This is a genomic window from Priestia aryabhattai, from assembly GCF_023715685.1.
Classification (GTDB): Bacteria; Bacillota; Bacilli; order Bacillales; family Bacillaceae_H; genus Priestia; species Priestia aryabhattai_B.
In genome coordinates this window covers 1-16,537 of the sequence record NZ_JAMBOQ010000005.1, presented here as the reverse complement: position 1 = coordinate 16,537, position 16,537 = coordinate 1, and the positions used below count along the sequence as shown (strand labels likewise).

Genomic DNA, 16,537 nt, shown 5'->3' with positions numbered 1-16,537 from the left:
ACATTTTCTTCTCTATCTATTTACCGCCTACTCTAATGGAAGCTTAACTGGGGTACCAGGTTTTCTAGGATATTTTTTAGGCGTTTTCTTTATTTTGTCTATTAAAATAATGTAACGTTCACTTTGCTCCAAAGGCAATTGGAAATGTTCAATCGACTTCACTTTTCCACCTAATACTTGAAATGATTTTTCTCCATTTTTTAATTCCTCAGGGGCAGAAGCGCCTTTCATTGCTAAAAAGCGTCCTTGTTCTTTAACAAGCGGTAAACAGAATTCATTAAGAACCGAGATACGTGCCACAGCTCTTGCCGTTACAAGATCAAATGATTCACGAATGGTTTCTTTTTTACCAAATGTTTCAGCTCGATCGTGACATAATGTGACATTGTCTAGTTCAAGCTCATTTACAAGGTGCGTTAAAAACGTAATACGCTTTTGTAACGAATCAACGATTGTTACATGCAAATGCGGGAAGCAAATTTTGATCGGAATACTTGGGAATCCCGCTCCTGCACCTACATCACACATGGATTCAATTTCTGTAAAGTCTTGAAAAAAAGCAGCTGAAATAGAATCGTAAAAATGCTTTTCATACACTTCACCGTGATCAGTGATAGCAGTTAAATTCATTTTTTCGTTCCATTCCACTAAAACTTGATAATACTTTTCAAATTGATTCAGCTGTTTAGAAGAAAGAGAAATTCCCTTTTCTTCTAATAGCTGTTGAAACTGTTGAATATTCATTGAGTTTCCCTTTCTTCGCGCCTAAGAATTTTAATCATTTGATACTTTAGCGATGCGTCCTTGTTCAATATAAACAAGTAAGATTGAAATATCAGCTGGGTTGACTCCAGAAATACGTGAAGCTTGCGCTACCGTTAGCGGACGCACTTGGTTTAATTTTTGTCGTGCTTCTGTAGCTAAACCATTAATTGCATCATAATCGATATAATCAGGAATCTTTTTGTTTTCTAACTTCTTCAAGCGTTCAACTTGTTGAAGTGATTTCTGAATATACCCTTCGTATTTCACCTGAATTTCTACTTGTTCAGCTACTTCAGGATCTACCGTCTCATCAGCTGGTGCTAATTGATGAATATGAGTATACGTCATTTCAGGACGACGAAGTAAATCTGTCGCACGAATGCCATCTTTTAATTCGCTGCCGCCAGCTTCTTTAATCAGTTGCTGAACAGCTTCATTCGGCTTAATAATAAAGGAGAAAAGACGTTTCTTCTCTTGCTCGATTTCCGCTTTCTTTTGTTCAAATTTAGCATAGCGCTCATCGCTGATTAATCCCAGTTCACGACCAATTTCAGTAAGGCGTAAATCAGCGTTATCGTGACGAAGCAATAAACGATATTCTGCACGGGATGTTAGCAGACGATACGGTTCATTTGTTCCTTTTGTTACTAAATCATCCACCAATACACCGATGTAAGCATCAGAACGTCCTAAGATGACTTCTTCTTGTTCCAGCGCTCTTCTTCCCGCGTTAATTCCAGCAAGAAGACCTTGGCCTGCAGCTTCTTCATAACCAGATGTTCCGTTAATTTGTCCAGCCGTATAAAGATTTTTAATTTTCTTCGTTTCAAGCGTTGGCCATAACTGAGTCGGAACAATCGCATCATATTCAATAGCATAGCCCGCACGCATCATTTGGACTTTTTCAAGACCAGGAATTGTCGCAAGCATTTGACGCTGTACGTGCTCAGGAAGACTTGTTGATAGCCCTTGAACATATACTTCTTGCGTATTTCGTCCTTCTGGCTCTAAGAAAATTTGGTGGCGTGGTTTATCATTAAAGCGCACAACCTTATCTTCAATAGATGGACAGTAGCGCGGTCCAGTACCTTTAATCATCCCAGAATACATAGGAGATAAGTGGAGGTTGTCATCAATAATTTGATGAGTTTGTTCACTTGTATATGTTAACCAGCAAGGCAATTGATCTGTAATGTACTGTGTTGTTTCATATGAGAAAGCACGAGGCACATCATCCCCAGGCTGAATCTCCGTTTTGCTGTAATCAATAGTTGAGCTATTAACACGAGGTGGAGTTCCTGTTTTAAAACGGACCATGTCCAGTCCTAACTCCTCTAAGTGTTCAGAAAGCTTAATAGCCGGTTGTTGATTATTAGGACCGCTTGAATATTTTAGTTCACCTAAAATAATTTCTCCGCGTAAGAATGTTCCTGTCGTAATAACAACTGTTTTTGCTTTATACACAGCTCCCGTTTGAGTGACAACGCCCGTACATACACCGTCTTCTACGATTAACTGTTCTACCATGCCTTGCATAAGCGTTAGATTTTCTTCATTTTCTAACGTTTTTTTCATTTCATGCTGATAAGCAAATTTATCCGCTTGAGCTCTAAGTGCTCGAACAGCCGGACCTTTTCCTGTATTTAACATTCTCATTTGAATATGAGTTTTATCGATATTTCTACCCATTTCTCCGCCAAGAGCATCAATTTCACGCACGACAATACCTTTTGCAGGACCGCCTACAGAAGGGTTACAGGGCATAAACGCAACCATGTCTAAGTTGATGGTCAACGTTAACGTTTTAGCACCCATACGCGCAGAAGCAAGTGCCGCTTCACAACCTGCATGACCTGCTCCAATGACAATAACATCATATTGTCCGCCTTCATATTGCATAATAGTAGCCTCCTTTAATAATCTATTTTCCTAAACAGAATTGAGAGAACAACTGATCAATTAAGCTTTCGTGAACAGCATCACCAATAATTTCACCTAATAGTTCCCACGTTCTTGTTAAATCAATTTGGACAATATCGATTGGAACACCACTTTCAATGCCTGTGATGGCCTCATCGATAGCTCCTCTTGCTTGCGTTAAAAGCGCAATATGTCTCGTATTAGATAAATACGTTAAATCTTGAGATTCAATTGTTCCTCCAAAGAAAAGAGCTGCGATTGCTTCTTCAAGCTGATCTACTCCTTGTTCTTGAAGAAGCGAAGTCGTCACTACTGGATGATCACCAGCAAATTGCTGCACTTCATCTAGATTAATTTTTTGCTCAAGATCTGTTTTATTCACAATCACGATAACGTCCATGCCTTTTACAGCTTCAAATAGCTTTTTATCTTCGTCCGTTAGTTCTTCATTGAAATTCAACACAAGCAAAATTAAATCTGCTTCTTTCAAATACTGACGGGAGCGTTCCACACCAATTCGTTCTACAATATCTTCTGTTTCACGAATTCCAGCTGTATCAACTAATCGTAGAGGAACTCCTCGCACATTAACGTACTCTTCAATTACATCTCGCGTCGTTCCAGGAATGTCTGTGACAATGGCCTTTGCATCTTGCACTAAACTATTTAGAAGAGAAGATTTCCCTACATTAGGACGTCCAATAATAACCGTAGCTAATCCTTCTCTTAAAATTTTCCCTTGATGAGAGGTTTGAAGAAGCTTATCAATTTCCTGGCGTACATTTGAAGCTTTTTCGATTAACACTTGGTGAGTCATTTCCTCTACATCGTCATATTCTGGGTAGTCAATGTTCACTTCTACGTGGGCAAGTGTTTCGAGAATTTCCTGCCGTAAATGACGTACTAGCTTGGACAAACGCCCTTCCATTTGGCCAATCGCCATATTCATCGCTTTATCTGTTTTGGCACGAATTAAATCCATTACAGCTTCTGCTTGTGATAAGTCTACTCGACCATTTAAAAATGCTCGTTTTGTAAACTCACCCGGCTCAGCTAAACGGGCACCATTTGCAATAACTAACTGCAGCACACGATTAACGGATACAATTCCTCCGTGACAGTTAATTTCAATAATGTCTTCTCTGGTAAATGTCTTGGGACCTTTCATAATGGAAAGCATCACTTCTTCAACGACTTGCTCCTTCTTGGGATCTACGATATGACCGTAGTGAATGGTATGAGAAGCTACTTCTGTTAATCGTTTATTCGAAACGCTTTTAAAGATACGATCTGCAATCGTAATTGCTTCTTCACCACTCAGGCGGACGATGGCAATAGCTCCTTCTCCCATTGGTGTAGAAATGGCCGCAATTGTATCAAAATCTAGCACCAACTTCACCTCATTTCATTTTATAAACCTTTTATTTTAAACGATGTTATATACTATCATCGTTAACAATTTTACACGAACAAAAACATCTATTTTAAGGCCCGTGATTTGTATGAACCAAATAAATAGAATACCACAATTCACCGATTTGGAACATCTCTAACGTTCTTCTGTTATGCACAGTAAGAAAAACAGGCAGTATGTACTATTTTAACTTATCCACATGTGAATAACAACGTATGCATCTTGATTTTTTTGAACGCTAGATCGATAAAATAAGCACATAAAAAAGCACTAGCTTATTTTGCTAGTGCTTTTTGGCAACTGGCTGAACCAAAATGCTTCTTTTGGGTTCTTTGCCAACGGATTGTGTCTCAACTAAAGAATTTTTAGCTAACGCTTGGTGAATCATTTTTCTTTCATGAGAAGGCATTGGTTCTAGTTGAACAGATCGATTCGTTTTGATCGCCTGATTAGCTATTTTTAATGCCAGTTTTTCGACCATTTCTTTTCGTTTTTCTCGGTAGCCTTCTGGATTTAATACAACATTTAAAAATTGCTGACTGTATCGATTAGCTACCAATTGTGTGAGAAGCTGGAGCGCATTTAGGGTTTGTCCATGTTTTCCAATCAACATTCCCGCTGAATCGCTACTAATCTCAATTATGCAGTTTCTCGAGGTTTTTTTGACGTTCGTATGAATCGAAATCCCCATTTCACGGCTAACATTTGTAATAAAATGAACCGCTTCCTCTACAGGGTCAACTATTTTTGTAACCTTTACAACTGCGGGTTTTCCCTTAAAGATTCCTAAAAATCCTTTTTTGCCTGGTTCAATTATTTCTACATTTGTTTGATTTCGCTCTACTTCTAAAGCATCTAATGCTTCTTGAACAGCAGCTTCAATCGTTTGGGCCGTAATTGTGATTTCGTTCATTTTTTAACCCCTTCAATATTCGCTTGTTTTAAGTCTGGCCCTTTAATGAAGTAGGTTTGAATAATCATAAATAGATTTCCCACTACCCAATAAAGAGATAAGGCGGCTGGAAAATTGATTGCAAAAACCACAATCATGATTGGCATAACCCAAAGCATCATAGCCATTTGAGGATTTTGATTTGCATTTCCGGCCATCATCATCTTTTGCTGAATAAACGTTGTGATGCCTGCGACAATTGGTAAGATGAATAGCGGATCACGCGCACCTAAATCAAACCATAAAAAGCTGTTGTTTGCGATTTCTGACGTTCGTGTAATCGCGTGGAAAATCCCAATAAGAATGGGCATTTGAATTAGAATTGGGAAGCACCCAGCTAAAGGATTTACTCCGTAAGTTTGGAATAATGCCATCGTTTCTTTCTGCAATTGCTGCTGCGTCTGGGCATCTTTTGAACTGTACTTCTCCTTTAACTTCTGCATTTCGGGCTGAAGCATCTGCATTGCTTTCGTGTTTCTCATCTGTTTAATCATAAGCGGTAGAATAAGTAAGCGAATCAGGATTGTGACAACGATGATCGCAACTCCATAGCTTTTAAATACCTCCGCCAGATACGTAATGACTAATGATAGCGGATACACAACATACTCATTCCAAAAACCTTTACTATCATCTGTAATAGGTTGGTTAATTTCCGTACACCCCGCTAAAACAGTTAATAGAAAGATAAGCGTTATCCCTAAAAACAACTTCTTCTTCACCTGTTTTTCCTCCTTCTACATGTTCACCTTTCAATTGTGAAAGTGCGTCAAAATCCATTATATAAGGATGCGGTAGAAAAACAACAGCTATTAAAGGCTTTTCTTCTATTGTTTATTAATCGTTTTGTCTATGTGTAAGTAATTTGCCTCGCTTAAAGACATGCTGCAAGCTGCTTTTAATTTCTTCATAGCTCATTGTTGCAGCAGGCTGCCTTGCAATTACAATATAATCTTTGTCTTGCTTTAAATACGGTGTGAATTCAAACATAATTTGTTTAGCAAGGCGCTTAACTCGATTACGAGTCACGGCATTTCCAATCTTTTTGCCAACGGAGAATCCTACGCGGAAATGTTCTTGATCCGGTTTGTCTAGAACATACAAGACAAATTGGCGATTGGCCACGGACTTGCCCTTTTTAAAAACTGTTTGAAATTCATCATTCTTTTTTATACGATATCTTTTTTTCATTTTTAACAACTCCTGCCCTTTTTCAGGTCATGCTTTTATGTAGTCCCTACAGGAACAGAGGTGATTTTAGCTTTATAAAGCGAAAAAAGACCACTGGCGTCAGTGGTCTATTATGCTGATAATACTTTTCTTCCTTTACGACGACGACGAGCTAAAACTTTACGTCCATTCGCTGAGCTCATACGAGCGCGGAAACCGTGTACTTTACTGTGCTTACGTTTGTTTGGTTGGTAAGTTCTTTTCATCTATAAACACCTCCTCGAGGAATAACTGAAAAAGACAGTCCTTGCAATTATAATGAAAAGACTAAGAAGATGTCAATGTTATTTAAAAAATAAAATTTTCAATCTCTTGGTTTCATTATCTGTTTTACTCAATCTTCTTCATTCTAATATCTTTATAACCCAATTGTCTATACCTAATCAATAAAATTCATTGATTTATTAAAGAAAAAATTTTTCCTTTTCTTCTCTTTTTCTTTCTCTACCAGCTGCGATCGCATGGTTACTGAACAAAACTGCAACAATAAATGTTATAAAAAGCCTCTTTTTTATTCAAATTCTTCTCTCAAACCTTTGTGGATAAGTTTTTTCGACATTTTTCTACTTTTCCATTTCTTATCGACAACTCATACACACTATCTTGTGTTGTGGAAAACTTTTCTCCACAAGGTGTAGTGATTGTGGATAAGTTTCGAAAATTCATTGCATCATGCCGAATTCTTTGATATTATATTTTTGTTTTCACTCTTAATTACTTTTCCACAGTTGGTTTTTATCCACAAACTGTGGACAACTTGTGGACATCATTTCCACTATCACTGTATAAAGTTATCCACACCATGTGGAATCTGTCGAATAGTCGACTTTCTTCTATAATATATATTTACCCACATAATAGCAATTGTATAAATATAAATTTTTTATGCATAAGGTTTTGTACATGTTGTACAAGAGTTGTACAAAGCGCATAAAAGCTAGAAAAAGGAGGGATTGCTCGTTGGAAAACATTCATGATTTATGGAACAGAGCTTTAGAACAAATTGAAAAAAAATTAAGCAAACCTAGTTTTGAAACCTGGCTCAAATCGACCAAAGCTCATGCTTTACAAGGAGACACGCTTATTATTACTGCTCCTAATGATTTTGCACGGGACTGGTTAGAATCTAGGTACTCTAATTTAATTGCCGAAACACTTTACGATCTTACAGGGGAAGAGTTAGATGTGAAGTTTATTATTCCTCCTAACCAGGCCGAGGAAGAATTCGATATTCAAACTCCTAAAAAGAAAGTCAATAAAGACGAAGGAGCAGAATTTCCTCAAAGCATGTTAAATTCGAAGTATACCTTTGATACATTTGTTATCGGATCTGGAAATCGGTTTGCGCATGCAGCTTCTTTAGCAGTAGCAGAAGCGCCAGCTAAAGCGTATAATCCGCTTTTTATTTACGGGGGAGTAGGATTAGGTAAAACACATTTAATGCACGCAATAGGCCATTATGTGTTAGATCATAATCCTGCCGCTAAAGTGGTGTACTTATCATCTGAAAAATTCACAAATGAGTTTATTAACTCTATTCGTGATAATAAAGCAGTAGAATTCCGCAACAAATACCGCAATGTAGATGTTTTACTGATTGATGATATTCAATTCTTAGCAGGTAAAGAGCAGACACAAGAAGAATTTTTCCATACGTTTAATACGCTTCACGAAGAAAGCAAGCAGATTGTCATCTCAAGTGATCGACCGCCGAAAGAAATTCCTACACTTGAAGATCGACTTCGCTCTCGCTTTGAATGGGGCCTTATTACAGACATCACACCACCAGATTTGGAAACACGAATTGCTATTTTGCGTAAAAAAGCAAAAGCGGACGGCTTAGTTATTCCAAATGAAGTTATGCTTTACATCGCCAATCAGATTGATTCAAATATCAGAGAATTAGAAGGAGCACTTATTCGTGTAGTAGCTTATTCTTCACTAATTAATAAAGATATAAACGCTGATTTAGCAGCAGAAGCATTAAAAGATATCATTCCTAGTTCAAAACCGAGGGTTATTACAATTCAAGACATCCAACAGATTGTTGGACAAGAATTTAATATAAAATTAGATGATTTCAAAGCGAAGAAACGTACAAAGTCAGTAGCGTTTCCTAGACAAATTGCCATGTACCTTTCTCGCGAACTAACAGATTTTTCGCTGCCTAAAATTGGAGAAGAGTTTGGCGGGCGAGACCATACTACAGTCATCCATGCTCATGAAAAAATCTCGAAACTTGTTCAAACAGATACTGACCTACAAAAACAAATTAAAGAAATAAGTGAATCACTAAAAATATAGGCTTTTTTTACTTGTATTTTGTGAATAAGTGAGTTAGGATTGTACACAGTCTGTCCACATGTGGATAGGCTGTGTTCTCACGTTTTTAGGGGTTATCCACATTTCCACAGCCCCTATTACTACTACTATCTTAAAATATAATAAATAATAAGCTTTTAAACCTACTTTTAAGGAGGATTAATTATTATGAAATTTATCATACAGAAAGATTATCTAGTTCAAAGCGTTCAAGACGTTATGAAAGCTGTATCTTCTAGAACGACGATTCCAATTCTAACGGGGATTAAAATTGTAGCTACTGAAGAAGGTGTTACCTTAACTGGAAGTGATTCAGATATCTCTATTGAATCGTTTATTCCAAACGAAGAAGAAGGAAAAGAGATTGTTGATATCCAAAAACCAGGAAGCGTTGTTCTCCCAGCTCGTTTCTTTAGTGAAATCGTCAAAAAGCTTCCTAAAGACATTGTAGAATTAGATGTCCAAAGTCACTTTTTAACAATTATTCGTTCAGGGAAAGCTGAATTTAACTTAAATGGTTTAGATGCAGAAGAGTATCCACATTTGCCACAGATTGAAGAAAATAACATGTTTAGATTACCAACAGACTTATTAAAAAACATGATTCGACAAACTGTCTTTGCAGTGTCCACCTCAGAAACACGACCTATCTTGACAGGTGTAAACTGGAAAGTCGATGGCAGGGAATTAACGTGTATTGCTACTGATAGCCACCGTCTAGCTTTGCGAAAAGCGACCATTGAAACTGGCAATGAAGCAACGTATAATGTGGTTATTCCAGGTAAAAGTTTAAGTGAATTCAGTAAGATCCTTGATGATTCTCATGAATTGGTAGACATTGTTATCACGGAAAATCAAGTATTATTCAAAACAAAACATTTACTATTTTTCTCAAGATTATTGGACGGAAATTATCCTGATACATCAAGATTAATCCCGGCTGATAGTAAAACGGATGTTATATTGAACGTAAAAGAATTCTTACAATCGATTGACCGCGCTTCTTTATTAGCTCGAGAAGGAAGAAACAACGTGGTAAAACTATCTACGCTGGATGAAGGAATTGTTGAAATTTCTTCTAACTCTCCTGAAATCGGAAAAGTAATTGAAGAGGTACAAAGTCAGTCTATCTCAGGAGAAGAATTAAAAATTTCTTTTAGCGCAAAATATATGTTAGACGCATTAAAAGCGCTTGAAGGAACAGATATTAAAATTAACTTCACTGGTGCGATGCGTCCATTTGTCATTCGAACATTAGAGGATGATTCAATGTTGCAGCTGATTTTACCAGTGCGAACATATTAAATCCCAGAAAGCTACTAGCATGCCGTACTAGTAGCTTTCTTTTCTCAAGGAGAATTATTTAGTAAAATAGAGATACATCATTAGAAAGTGAGAGAGTCGCATGAAAACAGAGGTTAAAATTTCAACTGAATACATTACGCTTGGCCAGTTTTTAAAACTAGCAGACGTCATTCAAACAGGTGGAATGGTAAAATGGTTTTTAAGTGAGCACGAAGTATATGTGAACGGGGAGCTAGAAGAGCGCCGCGGACGTAAATTATATGCAAATGACGAAGTGGATATACCGGCTGCAGGATCATTTGTTGTTATTACTTAAAGTTGGTGAAACGTTTGTATATTAAAGAAATTACCTTAACAAATTACCGGAACTATACGAAGACAACGATTCCCTTTGAAAATAAAGTAAACGTCATTTTGGGTGAAAACGCACAGGGTAAAACAAACGTGATGGAATCGATCTTCGTATTATCTATGGCTAAATCTCATCGTACATCCAACGATAAAGAATTAATTAAATGGGAATGTGAGTATGCAAAGCTATCGGGCATTGTAGAAAAGAATAGAGGTCCTGTTACACTGGATTTAGTCATCTCAACAAAAGGAAAAAAAGCAAAATATAATCACATTGAGCAGAAAAAGCTCAGTCAATATATAGGATCAATTAATACTGTCATGTTTGCTCCGGAGGATTTAAACCTAGTTAAAGGGAGTCCGCAAGTAAGGCGCAAATTTATCGATATGGAAATTGGTCAAGTTTCGCCTGTTTACATGCATGATTTAAGCAGGTATCAAAAGATTTTGCAGCAAAGAAATCAATATTTGAAGCAGCTGCAGACAAAAAAACAAACGGATCTTTCACTTTTAGACGTACTTACGTTACAGTTAAGTGAAATGGCGGCGAAAATCTTAAAAAAACGTTTTGAGTTTTTACAGTTACTTCAACAGTGGGCAGAGCCTATTCATAAAGGGATCAGTCGAGACTTAGAAACATTAAAAATTGAGTATAAGAATTCAATTGATGTATCAGAAGATGCAGATTTGTCGAAAATGTTAGAAGCATATCATCAAAAGTTTGATAAAATAAAAAGTAGAGAAATTGATAGAGGTGTCACCTTAGCAGGACCACACCGTGATGATCTTCTTTTCTACGTTAATGAAAAAGACGTTCAAACATTTGGTTCACAAGGGCAACAGCGGACGACTGCTTTATCGTTAAAGCTTGCTGAAATTGAGTTAATTCATCAAGAAGTAGGTGAATATCCAATCTTGCTTTTAGATGACGTATTGTCTGAATTAGATGATTTTCGTCAATCACACTTGCTAAATACCATTCAAGGAAAAGTTCAGACGTTTGTAACGACAACGAGCATCGAAGGAATTCATCACGAGACCTTAGAAAAAGCCGCTACATATCATGTAGAAGCTGGCCAAATTCAAAAGGTCAAATAGCAATTGATCTGTTTAAAAACTTTTCGCAAGGCAATCTAACTGAAATATGATATCATTATAGTTTTAAGTCTATATATTTCAACTCGTACCCTCGATTATGAAAATTTTGTGCATAAGTAAACAAATTGCACATACATTAAAGGCTCCGTATTATTTCCACATAATATTTGAAAAACATAATACAAAATGATAAATACAGCAGTTTGCTGTTAAAAAAAAGTGTAGGTGATACATTTGACGATGGAACAAAAAGAAGTACAAGCATATGAAGCTGATCAGATACAAGTATTAGAAGGATTAGAAGCTGTTCGTAAACGTCCGGGGATGTATATTGGATCGACGAGCGCAAAAGGTTTACATCATCTTGTATGGGAAATTGTAGATAATAGTATTGATGAAGCGCTGGCCGGCTATTGCGATGAAATTAATGTTATTATCGAAAAGGATAATAGTATTACAGTCAAAGATAACGGTCGTGGAATTCCGGTTGGTATTCAAGAAAAAATGGGCAGACCTGCCGTTGAAGTTATCTTAACGGTTCTTCATGCCGGAGGTAAATTTGGCGGCGGAGGCTATAAAGTATCTGGTGGGTTGCACGGTGTAGGTGCCTCAGTTGTTAATGCACTTTCTACCTCTTTGGAAGTACACGTACATCGTGACGGTAAAGTTCATTATCAAAAATACGAACGAGGTGTACCGGCCGCTGACTTAAAAGTAGTTGGAGAAACAGATAAAACAGGTACTGTTATTCAATTCCATCCAGACAGTGAAATTTTTACAGAAACGCTTGAATACGATTTTGATACGTTAGCTAATCGTCTGCGTGAGTTAGCTTTCTTAAATCGCGGCATTAAAATTACGATTGAAGACAAACGTGAAGAAGATAAAAGACGTGAATATCACTATGAAGGCGGAATTAAGTCTTACGTTGAACACTTAAATCGTTCGAAAGAAGTAATTCACGAAGAGCCGATCTATATTGAAGGTAATCGAGACAACATTTCTGTAGAAATTGCTATTCAATATAACGATAGCTATACAAGCAATTTATATTCTTTTGCAAACAATATTCACACATATGAAGGTGGAACGCACGAAGCAGGATTTAAAACAGCATTAACACGTGTAATTAACGACTATGCACGTAAAAATAGCGTATTCAAAGACAGTGACGCTAATCTAACGGGTGAAGATGTTCGTGAAGGAATTACAGCTATCATCTCTATTAAGCACCCAGATCCGCAGTTCGAAGGGCAAACGAAAACAAAGCTGGGAAATAGTGAAGCAAGAACAATTACTGACTCTGTGTTTGCAGAGCATTTAGAAACTTACTTGCTAGAGAACCCTATTGTAGCGAAAAAGGTAATTGAAAAAGGCTTAATGGCTGCAAGAGCAAGAATGGCAGCTAAAAAAGCTCGTGAGCTTACAAGACGTAAAAGCGCGCTTGAAATTTCAAACTTACCGGGTAAATTAGCAGATTGTTCATCAAAAGATCCTTCTATTAGTGAACTCTATGTAGTAGAGGGCGACTCTGCCGGAGGTTCAGCTAAGCAGGGAAGAAGCCGTCATTTCCAAGCTATTTTGCCTTTACGTGGTAAAATTATCAACGTAGAGAAAGCGCGTTTAGATAAAATTTTATCTAATAACGAAATTCGTACAATCATTACCGCTCTAGGAACAGGGATTGGTGACGATTTTGATATTTCGAAAGCTCGCTACCATAAAATTGTGATTATGACAGATGCAGACGTAGATGGCGCTCATATTCGTACGCTTCTTCTAACGTTCTTCTATCGCTACATGAGACAGATTATTGAGCATGGATATGTGTACATTGCTCAGCCGCCTCTTTACAAAGTTTCACAAGGTAAAAAAGTTGAGTACGCGTACAACGATCGTCAATTAGAAGAGGTATTAGCTTCTTTCCCTGAAGGCGCAAAACCAAACCTTCAACGTTACAAAGGTTTAGGAGAGATGAATCCTGAACAATTATGGGAAACAACAATGGATCCAGAATTCCGTACCCTTCTTCAGGTGAATTTGCAAGATGCAATTGAAGCTGATGAGACGTTTGAAATTTTAATGGGCGATAAAGTAGAACCACGCCGTAATTTCATTGAAGAAAATGCTCAGTACGTGAAAAATCTTGATATTTAAATGAACGGTAATACCCTTTATATTTTTTATAAAGGGTATATAAACGTCAGGATAGAGATAGGTTCTATCCTGCGTTTACATATATATGAATTACTATACTGAACTTCGCGAAGGAGGTTCTTATCGATGTCAGATAAACCAAACTCTCAAATAAGAGAAGTAAATATTAGTCAAGAAATGCGCGCTTCCTTTTTAGATTATGCAATGAGCGTAATTGTATCGCGTGCTTTACCAGATGTAAGAGACGGACTTAAGCCTGTGCACCGTCGTATTTTATATGCAATGAATGATTTAGGTATGGGGTCGGATAAGCCATATAAAAAATCAGCTCGTATCGTAGGAGAAGTAATTGGTAAGTATCACCCACACGGTGACTCAGCTGTATATGAAACAATGGTTCGTATGGCACAAGATTTTAGCTATCGTTATATGCTAATTGACGGTCATGGAAACTTTGGATCTGTTGATGGAGATGCAGCAGCAGCTATGCGTTATACAGAAGCAAGAATGTCAAAAGTTTCGATGGAACTGTTACGTGACATCAATAAAGATACAATTGATTACCAAGACAACTATGACGGTTCTGAGCGTGAACCAATTGTATTGCCTGCTAGATTTCCAAATTTACTTGTAAACGGTTCAGCCGGAATTGCGGTAGGTATGGCGACAAATATTCCTCCGCATCAGTTAGGAGAAGTCATTGACGGCGTTTTAGCTGTAAGTCAAGACCCTGATATAACAATTGCAGAGTTAATGGAGATTATTCCAGGACCGGATTTCCCAACAGCAGGACAAATTCTTGGCCGCAGCGGAATTCGCAAAGCTTATGAAACTGGAAAAGGTTCTATTATTGTTCGCGCAAAAGTAGAAATTGAAGAACAAAACAATGGTAAACAAACCATTATTGTTCATGAACTTCCATACCAAGTAAATAAAGCAAAGCTGATTGAAAAAATTGCCGAGCTAGCTCGTGATAAGAAGATTGATGGAATTACGGACTTACGAGATGAGTCTGACCGTTCGGGTATGCGTATTGTTATTGAAGTAAGACGTGATGCAAATGCAAATGTTTTATTGAACAACTTATATAAGCAGACATCTCTTCAAACAAGTTTTGGTATTAATACCCTTGCATTAGTAGATGGACAGCCAAAAGTATTGAACTTGAAGCAATGTCTACAGTACTACTTAGACCACCAAGTAGTGGTTATTCGCCGTCGTACTGAATTTGAACTTCGAAAAGCAGAAGCACGTGCGCATATTTTAGAAGGTTTAAAGATTGCTCTCGATAATTTAGATGCTGTTATTGCTTTAATTAGAGGTTCTCAAACAACAGATATTGCACGTGAAGGATTAATGACGCAGTTTTCGTTATCTGAAAAACAAGCGCAAGCTATTTTGGATATGCGTCTACAGCGTTTAACGGGATTAGAGCGAGAGAAGATTGAAGCGGAATATCAATCTTTATTAGCGCTAATTGCTGAATTAAAAGCTATTTTAGCAGATGAAGAAAAAGTATTAGAAATTATTAGAGAAGAACTAATAGAAGTAAAAGAAAGATTCAATGACGGCCGTCGAACGGAAATCGTAAGTGGAGGAGCTGAAATTATCGAAGACGAGGATCTGATTCCTCGCCAAGATATTGTTATTAGTTTAACGCACAACGGCTATATTAAACGTTTGCCTGTTTCTACGTATAAGAGTCAGCGAAGAGGCGGAAGAGGTATTCAAGGAATGAATACAAACGAAAATGATTTCGTTGAACATCTTCTAACAACATCTACTCATGATACGATTCTCTTCTTTACAAATAAGGGAAAAGTCTACCGGACAAAAGGATACGAAATTCCAGAGTACGGAAGAACGGCTAAAGGGATACCTATTATTAACTTGTTAGAAGTAGACAAAGGTGAGTGGGTAAATGCCATCATTCGCGTCGATGAATTTGTAGACGATTGGTATCTATTCTTTACTACGAAACAAGGAATTTCTAAGCGTACGCCTTTATCTTCTTTTGAGAACATTCGAAATAGCGGACTTATTGCCTTGAATTTAAGAGAAGAAGATGAATTAATTTCTGTTAAATTGACAGATGGTAAGCGCGATATGGTTATTGGAACGAAGAAGGGTATGTTAATTCGTTTTAATGAAAATGATGTTCGTTCAATGGGACGTACAGCTACTGGAGTCAAAGGTATCACTCTCGATTCAGAAGATGAAGTAATCGGTATGGAAATTCTCGAAGAACAATCGGATATCTTGATCATCACGAAAAATGGTTACGGAAAACGTACACCGATTGAGGAATATCGTGTACAAACAAGAGGCGGTAAAGGTTTAAGAACATGTAATATCACTGATAAAAATGGTGATGTTGTCGCACTGAAATGCGTATCTCAAGAAGAAGATATTATGCTTATCACAGTAAGCGGCGTTCTTATCCGTGTTTCTGTTTCAGATATTTCACAAATGGGCCGTAACACACAAGGTGTCAAAGTCATTCGTTTAGGAGATGAAGAGTTTGTTTCAACGGTTGCAAAAGTACAGACTTCAGAAGATGAAGACGAAGTATTAGATGAATTAGATGAAAATGAAGAGGCAGATATAGTAATTGAAGCTGAAGAAACAGAAGAATAAAAAAAGCCCCTGAAAAAACAGGGGCTTTTTTGTATAAAAAAACCTTGCCATAGTTTTTTTATTTTGGTAATATATAAAAAGTCAGCAAAACACATATGAGTTTTTTAGTAGTTTTTAAAAAAAGTTATATAAAAGTGTTGACAACGATTCTTAGAAAGTGTTATTATATAGGAGTCGCTTTAAGACAAGAGTTCTTTGAAAACTGAACGAAATAGTAAACGTCAACGTTAATTTTTTTATTTTATATGAGCAATCAAACATTTCTTCGGAGAGTTTGATCCTGGCTCAGGATGAACGCTGGCGGCGTGCCTAATACATGCAAGTCGAGCGAACTGATTAGAAGCTTGCTTCTATGACGTTAGCGGCGGACGGGTGAGTAACACGTG

Annotated in this window: 13 protein-coding genes and 1 rRNA gene; 7 read left to right on the top strand and 7 right to left on the bottom strand. The window is 37.2% G+C overall.

Translation table 11 applies throughout. The features are described 5' to 3' along the window. Window positions 1-27 precede the first annotated feature (27 nt). The 7 genes from rsmG to rpmH all read right to left on the bottom strand — a co-directional run bounded on the left by rsmG (window position 28) and on the right by rpmH (window position 6,487). The gene (rsmG, locus tag M3225_RS21085; RefSeq protein WP_013085565.1) at window positions 28-744 is read right to left on the bottom strand and encodes a 16S rRNA (guanine(527)-N(7))-methyltransferase RsmG; all 717 of its coding nucleotides are present in this window, start codon (window positions 742-744) and stop codon (window positions 28-30) included. Window positions 745-774: 30 nt separating this feature from the next. Further along, entirely contained in the window at window positions 775-2,664 is a 1,890-nt protein-coding gene (mnmG, locus tag M3225_RS21080) for a tRNA uridine-5-carboxymethylaminomethyl(34) synthesis enzyme MnmG (protein ID WP_013059925.1), read from the bottom strand. A 22-nt stretch (window positions 2,665-2,686) separates the two neighbouring features. Further along, window positions 2,687-4,075: a tRNA uridine-5-carboxymethylaminomethyl(34) synthesis GTPase MnmE gene (gene mnmE / locus M3225_RS21075; protein WP_308215763.1), complete on the bottom strand. Its 1,389-nt coding sequence runs from the start codon at window positions 4,073-4,075 to the stop codon at window positions 2,687-2,689. A 307-nt stretch (window positions 4,076-4,382) separates the two neighbouring features. After that, the gene (gene jag, locus M3225_RS21070; RefSeq protein WP_074681904.1) at window positions 4,383-5,012 is read right to left on the bottom strand and encodes an RNA-binding cell elongation regulator Jag/EloR; all 630 of its coding nucleotides are present in this window, start codon (window positions 5,010-5,012) and stop codon (window positions 4,383-4,385) included. After that, window positions 5,009-5,773, bottom strand: coding sequence for a YidC family membrane integrase SpoIIIJ (gene spoIIIJ, locus M3225_RS21065; RefSeq protein WP_014457668.1), 765 nt, complete (start codon window positions 5,771-5,773; stop codon window positions 5,009-5,011). Before spoIIIJ ends, jag begins: the two co-directional genes overlap by 4 nt. A gap of 115 nt (window positions 5,774-5,888) precedes the next feature. Beyond that, window positions 5,889-6,242 carry a ribonuclease P protein component gene (gene rnpA, locus M3225_RS21060; RefSeq protein WP_013059929.1) on the bottom strand — a complete coding sequence of 118 codons (354 nt, stop codon included), beginning with the start codon at window positions 6,240-6,242 and terminating at the stop codon, window positions 5,889-5,891. Between the two features lie 110 nt (window positions 6,243-6,352). Beyond that, complete coding sequence (gene rpmH, locus M3225_RS21055; protein ID WP_013059930.1) at window positions 6,353-6,487, bottom strand: 50S ribosomal protein L34; 135 nt, start codon at window positions 6,485-6,487, stop codon at window positions 6,353-6,355. A 754-nt stretch (window positions 6,488-7,241) separates the two neighbouring features. On the opposite strand from rpmH, the gene dnaA reads away from it, so the two are divergent. The 7 genes from dnaA to M3225_RS21020 form a co-directional block, all read left to right on the top strand. Continuing rightward, the gene (dnaA, locus tag M3225_RS21050) at window positions 7,242-8,585 is read left to right on the top strand and encodes a chromosomal replication initiator protein DnaA (protein ID WP_251396925.1); all 1,344 of its coding nucleotides are present in this window, start codon (window positions 7,242-7,244) and stop codon (window positions 8,583-8,585) included. A gap of 186 nt (window positions 8,586-8,771) precedes the next feature. Next, a complete protein-coding gene (gene dnaN, locus M3225_RS21045; RefSeq protein WP_251396922.1) occupies window positions 8,772-9,908 on the top strand; it encodes a DNA polymerase III subunit beta in 1,137 nt (378 codons plus the stop codon). A gap of 100 nt (window positions 9,909-10,008) precedes the next feature. Further along, a complete protein-coding gene (gene yaaA, locus M3225_RS21040; protein WP_013054822.1) occupies window positions 10,009-10,224 on the top strand; it encodes a S4 domain-containing protein YaaA in 216 nt (71 codons plus the stop codon). Window positions 10,225-10,238: 14 nt separating this feature from the next. Further along, window positions 10,239-11,357 (top strand): DNA replication/repair protein RecF, encoded by a 1,119-nt coding sequence (gene recF / locus M3225_RS21035; RefSeq protein WP_251396919.1) that lies wholly within the window; start codon window positions 10,239-10,241, stop codon window positions 11,355-11,357. A gap of 240 nt (window positions 11,358-11,597) precedes the next feature. Beyond that, window positions 11,598-13,514 (top strand): DNA topoisomerase (ATP-hydrolyzing) subunit B, encoded by a 1,917-nt coding sequence (gyrB, locus tag M3225_RS21030; RefSeq protein ID WP_251396916.1) that lies wholly within the window; start codon window positions 11,598-11,600, stop codon window positions 13,512-13,514. Between the two features lie 126 nt (window positions 13,515-13,640). After that, entirely contained in the window at window positions 13,641-16,151 is a 2,511-nt protein-coding gene (gyrA, locus tag M3225_RS21025; protein WP_251396913.1) for a DNA gyrase subunit A, read from the top strand. A gap of 262 nt (window positions 16,152-16,413) precedes the next feature. Beyond that, a 16S ribosomal RNA gene (locus tag M3225_RS21020) occupies window positions 16,414-16,537 on the top strand; the annotation flags it as partial.